Consider the following 13,894-nt stretch of genomic DNA (forward strand, 5'->3'; position numbering starts at 1 on the left):
GCCATGGCCCACAGCAGGTTGGCGATATGCTGGGGAATAAATTGGTCTTTCTGTGCGTTTACCAGGGGCAACAGCACGGCCACAGCCTCATTAAACTCTGGTGTTCGCTCCAGCCCGTTGTCCACCAGTTTCGCCATGGCCCACAGCAGGTTGGCGATATGCTGAGGAATAAATTGTTTTTTCTGTGGGTTCACGAGAATCAACAGTGCAGCCACGGCCTCGTTGAGCTGTGGTGTCTGGTCCTGTCCGTTGTCCACCAGTTTTGCCAAGGCCCACAGCAGATTGGCGATCTCCCGCGCATTAAATTGGCTTTTCTGTGCGTTCACATGAGGCAACAGCGCGGCCACGGTCTTTTCGAGTCCTGTTGCTCTGTTCTGTTTGTTGTCCACCAGTTTCGCCATGGCCCCCAGCAAGTTGTTGATTTCCTTTGGTTTAAATTCAGATTCCTGTGCAATCACGAGGGGCAACAGCACGGCCAGAGCCCCGTTGAACTCTGGTGTCCTGTCCTGCCCATTGTCCACCAGTTTTGCCATGGCCCACAGCAGGTTGGCGATACCCTGTGGTTTAAAATCAGCTTTCTGTGCCTTCACGTTGGGCAATAGCGCGGCCACGGCCTCTTTGAGGTCTGCTGTCTGCTCCAGCCCGTTGTCCACCAGTTTTGCCATGGCCCACATCAGGTTGGTGATATGCTGAGCAATAAACTTGTCTTTCTGTGCGTTTATCCGGGGCAACAGCGCGGCCACAGCCTCGTTGAGCTCTGGTGTCCATTGCCTGTTGTCCATTAGTTTTGCTATGGCCCACAGCAGGCTGGCGATTTGCTGAGGAATAAATTGCTCTTTCTGTTCGTTCACGCGGGGCAGCAACGCGGTCAGGACTCCGTTGAGCCTTGTTGTCTGCTCCAGCCCGTTGTCCACCAGTTTTGCCATGGTCCACAGCAGGTTGGCGATATCCTGTGGTTTAAAGTTAGCTTTCTGTGCGTTCACGTGGGGCAATAGCAAGGCTACGGTCTCACTGAGATCTGTTGTCTGCTCCAGCCCGTTGTCCACCAGTTTCGTCATGGCCCATAGCAGGTTGGCGATTTCCTGCGGGTTAAGTTTGGCTTTCTGTACGTTCACCTGGGGCAACAATGTAACCAGAGCCTCTTTGAACTCTGGTGTTTGCTCCTGCCCGTTGTCCACCAGTTTTGCCATGGCCCAGAGCAGGTTGGTGATATCCTGGGCATTAAATTGGCCTTTCTGCGCGTTCACATGGGGCAACAGCACGGCCACGGTTTCTTTGAGCTGTGGTGTTCGCTCCTGCCTGTTGTCCATCAGTTTCGCCATGGTCCACAGCAGGTTGGCAATTTCCCTTGGTTTAAAGTCAGTTTTCTGTGCGTTTACCTGGGGCAACAACGCGGCCACGGCCTTGTTGAGCTCTGGTGTTCGCTCCTGCCCGTGTTCAACCAGTTTTGTTATGGCCCACAGCAAGTTGGTGATTCCCTGTGGTTTAAAGTTAGCTTTCTGTATATTCACATGTGGCAACAGCAAGGCCACGGCATCGTTGAGCCCTGGTGTCCGCTCCTGCCCGTTGACCACCAGTTTCGCCATGGCCCACAGCAGGTTGGCGATATCCCGGGCATTAAATTGGTCTTTCTGTACGTTCACGTGGAGCAAAAGTGCAGCCACTGCCTCGTTGAACGCAGGTGTCAACTCTTGCCCGTTGTCCACCAGTTTCGCCATGGCCCACAGCAGGTTGGTGATTCCCTGGGCATCAATTTCCCATGCTGCAGCTTTTCGGTTGCACTTGAATACTATTGCATCAAGCAGCGTTGACAATAAGGCACCCTGAGTACGCCTGACCCGCTCATCCACGGGTTTATGAGGGGTAAAAACACCCGCTGAAGTAAATGAATGAAGTGTTGTTGTCAGGCTTCGCCAACTCCAACGCCGTGTGGCTGTATAATCTCGCAAAAAAATCATCAGCTGGCTTTGTTCCGCTCGGGTTAAGGGGTTTTGCGAAGCTAACGTGTATCTCTTAATTGAATTGGCATATTGACTGTGATTTTTCCCATCATAGTGATGACCGAAACGTTCCGATTTACTCATCAGATCATCCATTATTTCCTGTTTGACGAGGGCATTGAAATCTTGAGCAGGGTTTATTGAACGGCACGGTAGATTTTGGGAAAAGTATGGGCCAGAAGAGTGGTAAAATTCATTACGTTCCGGAGTAGTGCGGGGGATATTATCCCTCTTTCTGACTGTGACATGTCTGTATCGCCCACGCCTTGAATAAGCGGCATGGTCATCCGGTTGGTTGTAATTATTACCTGATCCTGCGTATTGATCACCGATACCAGCAGAGCTTCTATGCATAATTATATTTCATTATTTCATGAAAATATAAAAAGTAGACTGCTGTTCTGATCAGAAGTTCATTTTGCTGAAATGTCGATAACACCAAACGGTTGGGGATACTCATCTACCCCTGATGCCATCAATCCGTTATTTTCAAATCATCCTGGGCGAGCTGCGTGGGCAACAGGTGTTCAACGCTGGCACTTATTTCCTGGAATGTGAAAACGGTTCTTGAATCATGATGGAAGGGAGGAGCTTACTGGTTTTTTCTCGTCCTTTTTTTCCTTTTTCTCCTTTTTGGTTTACCTGTTTGTTCTTCTGAAGGTTCTTTGGCGGTTAAGTAACTGTGCTCTTCCCGTCTTTTATCGGTAGTAACGTATGCCTCATCTCTGTTAAGTGATACAGAATGATCCTGTGGCGGGATGCCTGCCCTGGTCTTTATTTGATCAATATATGATTTTATTGAATCCTGATTCCAAAGCATGTTGGCCGGGATTTCAATGACTTCAAATCCTGATTTTTTCAGCAGTGCGATTTTCAGCAGAGTCGAACCCTTCCTGGTTTTGAAATCAGCACTTGTGTAATGAGATGGTCCCTGAATTTCAATAACCATATTGTGATCTGGCAGTAGCAGGTCAACCGGAGGCAATGAGTTCAGACACTTTTCTTCTTCAATCTTTAAAGAGGGAATGCATGATTGGAGTTGATCACGGAAATTGGATTGAGGTTTTGAAATGCTTGTCTGGTAATGGGGGATGATCGGACACGTTCTGCCCAGCCAACTTGCGGCCATGGCAATGATGGATTGATCATCTTCATTGTCAGGGGATGTATTTCCCAGGCGCGTAAACAGGTCATCCATGTGTTTTTCAAGTACATGGTTTTTATTGGCAGTGGCGACCAGAGACAACCTGGCACAGCATACCATGACGCCCCAGAGAGACATGAATATGGCTTTCTGAGAGAGCCGGGGGGGTTCACGGATTCGGTAGACAAGCGATTCGCACGTGGCGGTAAACTCGTTCAGCTCAATGAGTTCACCCAGTTTTGCCATGGCCCACAGCAGGTTGGCGATACCCTGAAGATTAAATTGGTCCTTCTGCGCGGTCACGTAAGGCAACAGCGCAGCCACGGGCTCGTTGAACTCTGGTGTCTGGCCCTGCTTGCTGTCTACCAGTTTTGCCATGGACCAGAGCAGATTGGTGATACCCTGAGCACTAAATTGGTCTTTCTGCGCGTTCACGCTGGGCAACAGCAAGGCCACGGCCTCTTTGAGCTGTGGTGCCTGTTCCTGCCCTTTGTCCACCAGTTTCGCCATGGCCCACAGCAGGTTGGTGATTTCCTGTGGCTTAAAGTTAGCTTTCTGGGCGTTCATGTGTGGCAACAGCGCGGCCACGGCCTCGTTGAGTTCTGGTGTCTGCTCCTGCCCGTTGTCCACCAGTTTCGCGATGGCCCACAGCAGGTTGGCGATATGTTGAGGAGTAAATTGTTTTTTCTGTGAGTTCACGTGAATCAACAGTGCAGCCACGGCTTCGTTGAGCTCTGGTGTCGACTCCTGTCCGTTGTCCACCAGTTTTGCCATGGCCCACAGCAGGTTGGCGATACCCTGTGCATTAAATTGGCTTTTCTGAGCGTTCACATAAGGCAACAGCGCGGCCACGGTCTTTTCGAGTCCTGGTGTTCGCTCCTGTTTGTTATCCAACAGTTTCGCCATGGCCCACAGCAGGTTGGCGATTTCCTTTGGTTTAAATTCAGCTTTCTGTGCCATCACGTGAGGCAACAACACGGCCAGAGCCCCGTTGCTCTCTGGTGTCCTGTCCTGCCCGTTGTCCACCAGTTTCGCGATGGCCCACAGCAGGTTGGTGATACCCTGTGGTTTGAAATCAGCTTTCTGTGTCTTCACGTTGGGCAATAAAGCGGCCTCGGCCTCTTTGAGTTCTACTGTCTGCTCCAGCCCGTTGTCCACCAGTTTTGCCATGGCCCATATCAGGTTGGTGATATGCTGAGCAATAAACTGATCTTTCTGTGCTTTTATCCGGGGCAACAGCGCGGCCACAGCCTCGTTGAGCTCTGATGTCCGCTCATGCCTGTTGTCCACCAGTTTCGCCATGGCCCACAGCAGGATGGCGATTTGCTGAGGAATAAATTGTTCTTTCTTTGCATTCACGCGGGGCAGCAACGCGGTCACGACTTCGTTGAGCCTTGCTGTCAGCTCCTGCCCGTTGTCCACCAGTTTTGCCACGGCCCACAGCAGGTTGGCGATACCCTGTGGTTTAAAGTTAGTTTTCTGTGCGTTCACGTGGGGCAATAGCGCTGCTACGGCCTCGCTGAGATCTGTTGTCCACTCCAGCCCGTTGTCCACCAGTTTCGCCATGGCCCACAGCAGGCTGACGATTTCCTGTGTGTTAAAGTTAGCTTTCTGTACGTTCACCCGGGGCAGTAATGCAACCAGGGCCTCTTTGAGCACTGGTGTTTGCTCTTGCCCGTTGTCCACCAGTTTTGCCATGGCCCAGAGCAGGTTGGTGATATCCTGGGCATTAAATTGGCCTTTCTGTGTGTTCACACAGGGCAACAGCGCGGCCACGGCTTCTTTGAGCTCTGGTGTTCGCTCCTGCCTGTTGTCCACCAGTTTCGCCATGGTCCACAGCAGGTTGGCAATGTCCCTTGGTTTAAAGTCAGTTTTAAGTGCGTTTACCCGGGGCAACAACGCGGCCACGGCCTGGTCGAGCTCTGGTGTTCGCTCCTGCCCATATTCAACCAGTTTGGTTATGGCCCACAGCAGGTTGGCGATTCCCTGTGGTTTAAAGTTCGCTTTCTGTATGTTCACATGTGGCAACAGCGCAGCCACGGCCTCGTTGAGCCCCGGTGTCCGCTCCTGCCCGTTGACCGCCAGTTTTGCCATGGCCCACAGCATGTTGGCGATCCCCAGAGCATTAAATTGATCTTTTTGTGCGTTCACGTGGGGCAACAGCGCAGCCATAGCCTCGTTGAACCCTGGTGTTCGCTCCTGCCCGTGTTCAACCAGTTTCGCCATGGCCCACAGCAGGTTGGTGATTCCCTGGGCATCAATATCCCATGCAGCAGCTTTTCGGCTGCACTTGAATGTTATTGCATCAAGTAGCATTGATAATAAGGCAACCTGAGTTTGCCTGACACACTCATCCACGGGTTTATGAGGGGTAAAAACACCCGCTGAAGTAAATGAGTGAAGTGTTGTTGTCAGGCTTCGCCAACTCCAACGCCGTGTGGCTGTATAATTTTGCAAAAAAATCATCAGCTGGCTTTGTTCCGCTCGGGTTAAGGGGCTTTGAGAAGCTAACGTGTATCTCTTAATTGAATTGGCATATTGACTGTGATTTTTCCCATCATAGCGATGACCGAAACGATCAGATTTACTCATCAGATCATCCATTACTTCCTGTTTGACGAGGGCATTGAAATCTTGAGCAGCGTTTACTGAACGGCACGGCAGGTTTTGGGAAAAGTATGGGGCAGAAGAGTGGTAAAATTCATTACGTCCCGGAGTAGTGCGGGGGATGTTATCCCTCTTTCTGACGGTGGTATTTCTAAATTGTCCACGCGTTGAATAAGCGGCATGGCCATCCGGTTGGTGGTAATTATTACCGGATCCTGCGTATTGACCACCGATACCAGCAGAGCTTCTATGCATAGTTATATTTCATTAATTCATGAAAATATAAAAAGCAGACTGCTGTTCTGTTCAGAAGTTCATTTTGCTGTAATATCTATAAAAACACACGGTTGGGGATACTCATCTACTCCTGATGCCACCCATTCGTTATTGCCAAATCATGGTACAGAATGACCCTGTGGCGGGATGCCTGCCCTGATCTTTACTCGGTCAATATATAATTTCATTGAATCCTGATTCCGAAGCATGTTGGCCGGGATTTCAATGACTTCAAATCCTGATTTTTTCAGCAATGCGATTTTCAGCAGAGTCGAACCATTCCTGGTTTTGAAATCAGCACTTGCGTAATGAGATGGTCCCTGAATTTCAATCACCATGTTGTGATCTGGCAGTAGCAGGTCAACCGGAGGCAATAAGTTCAGACACTTTTCTTCTTCAATCTTTAAAGAGGGAATGCATGATTGGAGTTGATCACGGAAATTGGCTTGAGGTATTGACATGGTTGTCTGGTAATGGGGGATGACCGGACACGTTCTGCCAAGCCAGCTTGCGGCCATAGCCATGATGGATTGATCCTCTTCATTGTCGGGGGATGTATTTCCCAGCCGAGTAAAGAGGTCATCCATGAGTTTTTCAAGCACATCATTTTTATTGGCAGTGGCGACCAGAGACAACCTGGCGCAGCATACCATGACGCCCCAGAGAGACATCAATATGGTTTGCTGAGAGAGCCGGGGAGTTTCACGGATTCGGTAGACAAGCGATTCGAACGTGGCGGTAAACTCGTTCAGCTCAATGAGTTCACCCAGTTTTGCTATGGCCCACAGCAGGTTGGCGATACTCTGAGGATTAAATTGGTCCTTCAGTTCGTTCACGTGGGGTAACAGCGCAGCCACGGCCTCCTTGAACTCTGGTGTCTGGGCCTGTTTGGTGTCCACCAGTTTTGCCATGGCCCAGAGCAGGTTGGTAATACCCAGAGCATTAAATTGGCCTTTCTGCGTTTTCACATGAGGCAACAGCACGGCCACAGCCTGGTTAAACTCCGGTGTTCGCTCCAGCCCGTTGTCCACCAGTTTCGCCATGGCCCACAGAAGGTTGGTGATATGCTGGGGAATTAATTGGTCTTTCTGTGCGTTTACCAGGGGCAACAGCACGGCCACAGCCTCGTAGAGCTCTGATGTTTGCTCCAGCCCGTTGTCCACCAGTTTCGCCATGGCCCACAGCAGGCTGGCGATATGCTTGGGAATAAATTGTTTTTCCTGTGGGTTCACGTGAATCAACAGTGCAGCCACGGACTCGTTGAGCCCCGGTGTCCGATCATGTCCGTTGTCCACCAGTTTTGCCATGGCCCACAGCAGGTTGGCGATATCCTGTGCATTAAATTGGCTTTTCTGAGCGTTCACATAAGGCAACAGCGCGGCCACGGTCTTTTCGAGTCCTGGTGTTCGCTCCTGTTTGTTATCCAACAGCTTCGCCATGGCCCACAGCAGGTTGGCGATTTCCTTTGGTTTAAATTGAGCTTTCTGTGCCATCACGTGAGGCAACAGCGCGGCCAGAGCCCCGTTGAGATCTGGAGTCCTGTCCTGCCCGTGGTCCACCAGTTTTACCGTGGCCCACAGCAGGTTGGCGAGACCCTGTGGTTCAAAATCAGCTTTCTTTGCCTTCACGTTGGGCAATAGCGCGGCTACGCCCTCTTTGAGTTCTGCTGTCTGCTCCAGCCCGTTGTCCACCAGTTTTGCCATGGCCCACATCAGGTTGGTGATATGCTGGGCCATAAACTGGTCTTTTTGTCCGTTTACATGGGGCAACAGCGTGGCCACAGCCTCGTTGAGCTCTGGTGTCCATTCCTGCCTGTTGTCCACCAGTTTCGCGATGGCCCACAGCAGGCTGGCGATTTGCTGAGGAATAAATTGTTCTTTCTGTGCATTCACGCGAAGCAGCAACGTGGCCACGGCCTCTTTGAGTTCTGCTGTCTGATCCAGCCCGTTGTCCACCAGTTTTGCCATGGCCCACAGCAGGTTGGCGATACCCTGAGAATTAAATTGGTCCTTCTGTGCATTCACGTGGGGCAATAGCACGGCTATGGTCTCGCTGAGATCGGTGGTCTGCTCCAGCCCGTTGTCCACCAGTTTTGCCATGGCCCACAGCAGGTTGACGATACCCTGTGGTTTAAAGTTGGTTTTCTGTGCGTTCACGAGGGGCAATAGCGCCGCTACGGCTTCGCTGAGATCTGTTGTCTGCTCCAGCCCGTTGTCCATCAGTTTCGCCATGGCCCAGACAAGGTTGGCGATATCCTGCGCATTAAATAGGCCTTTCTGTGCGTTCACACAGGGCAACAGCGCGGCCACAGCTGCTTTAAGCTCTGGTGTCGGCTCTTGCCCATTGTCCACCAGTTTCGCCATGGCCCACAGCAGGTTGGCAATTTCCCGTGGTTTAAAGTCAGTTTTCTGTGCGTTTACCTGGGGCAACAACGCAGCCAGGGCTTTGTTGAGCTCTGGTGTTCGCTCCTGTCCGTGTTCAACCAGTTTGGTTATAGCCCACAGCAGGTTGGCGATTCCCTGTGGTTTAAAGTTCGCTATCTGTAGGTTGACATGTGGCAACAGCGTAGCCACGGCCTCATTGATCCCCGGAGTCCGCTCCTGCCCGTTGACCACCAGTTTCGCCATGGCCCACAGCAGGTTGGTGATCCCCTGAGCATTAAATTGATCTTTTTGTGCGTTCACATGGGGCAACAGCGTGGCAATAGCCTTGATGAGCCCTGGTGTTCGCTCCTGCCCGCTGTCTAGCAGTTTGGCCATGGCCCAGAGCAGGTTGGTGATTCCCTGGGCATCAATTTCCCACGCTGCAGCTTTCCGGTTGCACTTGAATACTATTGCATCAAGCAGCGTTGACAATAAGGTGCCCTGAGTGTGCCTGACACGAACATCCACGGGTTTATGAGGGGTAAAAACACCCGCTGAAGTAAATGAATGAAGTGTTGTTGTCAGGCTTCGCCAACTCCAACGCCGTGTGGCGGTATAATCTTGCAAAAAAATCATCAGCTGGCTTTGTTCCGCTCGGGTTAAGGGGCTTTGCGAAGCTAACGTGTATCTCTTAATTGAATTGGCATATTGACTGTGATTTTTTCCATCATAACGATAACCGAAACGATCAGATTTACTCACCAGGTCATCCATTACTTCCTGTTTGACGAGGGCATTGAAATCTTGAGCAGGGTTTATTGAACGGCACGGCAGGTTTTGGGCAAAGTATGGGGCAGAAGAGTGGTAAAATTCATTACGCTCCGGAGTAGTGCGGGGGATATTATCTCTCTTTCTGACGGTGGCATGTCTATATTGTCCACGCTCTGAATAAGCGGCATGGTTATCCGGTTGGTTGTAATTATTATCTGATCTTGCGTATCTACCACTGATGCCAGCAGAGGTTCTATGCATAATTATATTTCATTAATTCATGACAATATAAAAAGCAGACTGCTGCTCTGTTCAGAAGTTCATTTTGCTGAAATGTCTGTAAAACCAGGTGTTTGGGAATACACGTTGACTCCTGGTGTCTCCGTTATTTTCAAATCATCCGGGGCAGGACGCATGGGCAACAGGTGTTCAACGCAGGCATTCTTTCCCGGGAATGTGCAAATGGTTCTTGAGTCATGATCAAAGGGCGGAAATTACTGGCTGTTTTTTCTCTTCCTTTTTGCTGGTTTGCCGGTTTGCGCTTCTGAAGGTTCTTTGCCAGTGAAGTAACCATGATCTGAGGGTTGCCTGCCTTTATCAGCAGTAATGTATGCCTGATCTGCCCACCTTCTTTTAAGTGATACAGAGCCATGCTCCTGTGGCAGCATGTTTGCCCTGGTCTTTATTTGATCAATATATGGTTTCATTAACTCCTGATTCAAAAGCCTGTTAACCGGAATTTCAATGACCTCAAATCCTGCTTTTTGCAACAGTGCGATTTTCAGCAGAGTCGAACCATTTCTGGTGTTGAAATCACCACCCACATAATGAGAGGGGCCCTGAACTTCAATCACCAGGTTGTGATCTGGCAGCAGCAGGTCAACCGGAGGTAATGCGTTCAGACTCTTTTCTTCTTCAATCTGCAAAGAGGGAACGCATGATTGGAGCTGATCGCGAAAGTCCGATTGAAGTTTTGACCTGGTAGTCTGGTAACGGGGAGCGACCAGACACGGTCTGCCAAGCCAGCTTGCGGCCATGGCAATGATGCGTTGACCCTCTTCATTGTCTGAGGATCTATTTTCCAAACGAGTAAACAGGTCAGCCATTTGCTGTTCAAGCACGTTATTTTTATTGGCATTGGGAACCCGAGACAATCGGGCACAGCATACCATTAACCCCCAGAGAGACATCAATATGTCTTGCTGAGAGAGCTGAGGATGTTCGCTGATTCGGTAGACAAGCGATTCGAACGTAGAGATAACCACGTTCAGCTCAAGGAGTTCACCCAGTTTCGCCATGGCCCACAGCAGGTTAGCGATTTCCTGTGGGTTAAAGTCAGCTTTCTGTGCGTTCACTTGGGGCAACAGCGCGGCCAGGACCTCGTTAAACTCTGGAGTCCACTCCTGCTCGTTATCCACCAGTTTCGCCATGGCCCACAACAGGTTGGCGATATGCTGAGGAATAAATTGGTCTTTCTGTGCACTCACGAGGGGCAATAGCACGGCCAAGGCCCCTTTGAGCCCTGATGTCTGCTGCTGCCCGTTGTCCACCAGTTTCACCATGGCCCACAGCAGGTTGGCGATATGCTGAGGAATAAATTGGTCTTTGTGTGCCCTCACGTGGGGTAACAGCACGGTCACGGCTTCGTTGAGTTCTGGTGTCCGCTCCTGCCCGTTGTCCACCAGTTTCGCCATGGACCACAGCAGGTTGGCGATATCCTGTGCATTAAATTGGCTTTTCCGGGCGTTCACATGAGGCAACAGCGCGGTCACTGCCTCGTTGAAACCTGGAGTCGATTCCTGCCCGTTGTCCACCAGTTTCGCTATGGCCCAGAGCAGGTTGGCGATACTCTGGGCATTAAATTGGTGTTTCTGTACGTTCACGAGGGGTAATAGCGCAGCCACGGCCTCGTTGAGCTCTGGTGTTCGCTCCTGCCCGCTGTCTACCAGTTTCGCCATAGCCCAAAGCAGGCTGGTAATGCCCAGGGCATTAAATTGGCCTTTCTGTGCGTTCACAAGGGGCAACAGCTCGGCCATGGCTCCCTTGAAAACTGATGTCCGCTCCTGCCCGTTGTCCACCAGCTTCGCCATGGCCCACAGCAGGTTGGCGATATGCTGAGGAATAAATTGGTCTTTCTGTGCACTCACTAGGGGCAACAGCACGGCCACGGCCCCTTTGAGCCCAGGTGTCTGCTGCAGCCCGTTGTCTACCAGTTTCGCCATGGCCCACAGCAGGTTGGCGATATGCTGAGGAATAAATTGGTCTTTCTGTGCGTTCACGAGAGGCAACAGCGATGCCACAGCCACGTTGAACTCTGGTGTTTGCTCCTGTCCATTGTCCACCAGTTTCGCTATGGCCCACAGCAGGTTGGCGATTTCCTGTGGTTTAAAGTCAGCTTTCTGTGCATTCACCTGGGGCAACAGCGCAGCCACGGCCTCTTTAAGCCCTGGTGTCCGCTCGTGCCCGTTGTCCACCTGTTTTGCCATGGCCCACAGCAGATTGGCTATGCCCTGGGGATCAATATTCCTCGCTGCAGTTTTTTGGTTGCAGTTAAATATTATTGCATCAAGTAGCGTTGACAATAAGGCAGCTTGTGTACGTGTAACACGCTCATCCATGGGGTTATGAGGGGTAAAAACACCCGCTGAAGTAAATGAATGAAATGTTGTCGTCAGACTTCGCCAATTCCAGCTCCGCGTTGCAGAAAAATTTTGCAGCAAACGCATCAGCTGGCTTTGTTCTATTCGATTTAACGGTCTTTTAGCAGCTAACGTGTATTTTTTAATTGAACTGGCATAATGACCGTGATATCTCCCATCATATTCAGGACCGAAACGATTCGATTTATTCATCAGAGTATTGATTGTTTCTTTTTTTATGAGGGAATTAAAATCTTGAGCAAGGTTTACCGAACGGCTCAGTAGATTTTGAGGAGAGCGTGCGCCAGGAGAATGGTAAAATTCATTACGCCCCTGGCGGGGGGGATTATCCCACTGTCTGACTGTACACTCTCTGTATCGTCCACGCCTTGCAGAAGCGGTATGGTTATCCGGTTGGTTGTCATCACTACCTGATCTTGCGTATTGACCACTGATATCAGCAGAGGTTCTATGCATAATTATATTTCATTAATTCATGACAATATAAAAAGCAGACTGCGGTTCTGTTCAGAAGTTCATTTTGCTGAAATGTTTATGAGTTTTTTTCCTTTTCTTTTTTCTATTTTTTGGTTTGTCTGTTTGCTTTTCTAAATGTTCCCCGGCGGCTAAGTAACGTGGATCTGAGGATTGACACTCTTTGTCGGCGGTAACGTTTGTCTCATCTACGCACCCGATTTTAACTGATGCACTGCCATGGCCCTGTGGTGGGATGGCCACCCTGCTCTTTATTTGATCAATAATTAAATCCGGGTTCCAAAGCTGGTTAACCGGGATTTCAATGACCTCAAATCCTGCTTTTCGCAACAGTGCGATTTTCAGCAGAGTCGACCCATTCCTGGTTTTGAAATCACCACTCACGTAATGAAACTTTCCCTGAATTTCAATCACCATGTTGTGATCTGGCAGTATCAGGTCAACCGGCGGTAATGAGTTCAGGCTCTTTTCTTCTTCAATCTGCAAAGATGGAATGCATGATTGGAGCTGATCGCGAAAGTGGGATTGATGTTTTGATATGAGAGTCTCGTAATGGGGGGCGACCGGGGACGCTCTCCCAAGCCAACTTGCAGCCATGGCAATGATGGTTTGTTCCTCTTCATTGTCAGGGGATGTCTTTTCCAGACGAGTGAACAGGTCAACTATGTGCTTTTCAAGCACGTTATTTTTATTGGCATTGGAGACCATAAACAGCCTGGCACAGCATACCATGACTCCCCAGAGAGATATCAATATACCTTGCTGAGAGAGCTGCGGGTTTTCACTGATTTTGTCGACCAGCGATTCGAACGTAGAGGTAACTGCGTTCAGCTCAACGAGCTCACCCAGTTTCGCCATGGCCCACAGCAGGTTAGTGATTTCCTGTGGTTTAAAATTAGCTTTCTGTGCGTTCACCTGGGGCAACAGCACGGTCACAGCCCGGTTGAGCTCTGGTGCCTGTTCTTGCCCGTTGTCACCCAGTTTCGCCATGGCCCACAGCAGGTTAGCGATTTCCTGTGGAATAAACTGGTGTTTCTGAGCACTCACGTGGGGTAACAGCGCGGCCACGGCTTCGTTGAGTTCTGCTGTCTGCTCCTGCTCGTTGTCCACCAGTTTCGCCATGGTCCACAGCAGGTTGACGGTATCCTGGGAATTAAATTGGGATTTCTGTGTGTTCACGAAGGGCAACAGCGCGGCCACGGCCTGTTTGAGTCCCGGTGTCTGCTCCAGCCCGTGGTCCACCAGTTTCGCCATGGCCCACAGCAGGTTGGCGATACCTTGTGGTTTAAAGTTAGCTTTCTGTGCGTTCACCTGGGGCAACAGGGCGTCCACGGCTTCTTTGAGATTTGGTGTCTGCTCCTGCCCGTTGTCCACCAGTTTCGCCATGGCCCACAGCAGGTTGGCGATGCCCTGTGGTTTAAAGTTTGTTTTCTGTGCGTTCACCTGAGACAACAGGGCGTCCACGGCTTCTTTGAGATTTGCTGTCTGCTCCTGCCCGATGTCCAACAGTTTCGCCATGACCCACAGCAGGTTGGCGATGCCCTGTGGTTTAAAGTTGCTCTTCTGTGCGTTCACGTGGGGCAACAGAGCGGCCACGAC

At 50.5% G+C, this 13,894-nt stretch carries 5 protein-coding genes; all 5 read right to left on the reverse strand.

From position 1 onward, the window contains the following. Nucleotides 1-2,354: DUF1601 domain-containing protein (locus CX664_RS17715; protein WP_146000117.1), on the reverse strand; the 2,354-nt coding region annotated here is incomplete at its 3' end. Between the two features lie 238 nt (nucleotides 2,355-2,592). Continuing rightward, nucleotides 2,593-6,006 carry an RAP domain-containing protein gene (locus tag CX664_RS17720; RefSeq protein WP_101748016.1) on the reverse strand — a complete coding sequence of 1,138 codons (3,414 nt, stop codon included), beginning with the start codon at nucleotides 6,004-6,006 and terminating at the stop codon, nucleotides 2,593-2,595. Nucleotides 6,007-6,146: 140 nt separating this feature from the next. Then, complete coding sequence (locus CX664_RS17725; protein ID WP_101748017.1) at nucleotides 6,147-9,422, reverse strand: RAP domain-containing protein; 3,276 nt, start codon at nucleotides 9,420-9,422, stop codon at nucleotides 6,147-6,149. Between the two features lie 233 nt (nucleotides 9,423-9,655). After that, complete coding sequence (locus tag CX664_RS17735; protein ID WP_101748019.1) at nucleotides 9,656-12,277, reverse strand: RAP domain-containing protein; 2,622 nt, start codon at nucleotides 12,275-12,277, stop codon at nucleotides 9,656-9,658. Between the two features lie 51 nt (nucleotides 12,278-12,328). Then, a partial coding sequence (locus CX664_RS17740; RefSeq protein WP_146000118.1) for a DUF1601 domain-containing protein occupies nucleotides 12,329-13,894 on the reverse strand: 1,566 nt, incomplete at its 5' end.

The sequence above is a fragment of the Endozoicomonas acroporae genome (assembly GCF_002864045.1).
GTDB classification, from domain to species: Bacteria; Pseudomonadota; Gammaproteobacteria; order Pseudomonadales; family Endozoicomonadaceae; genus Endozoicomonas; species Endozoicomonas acroporae.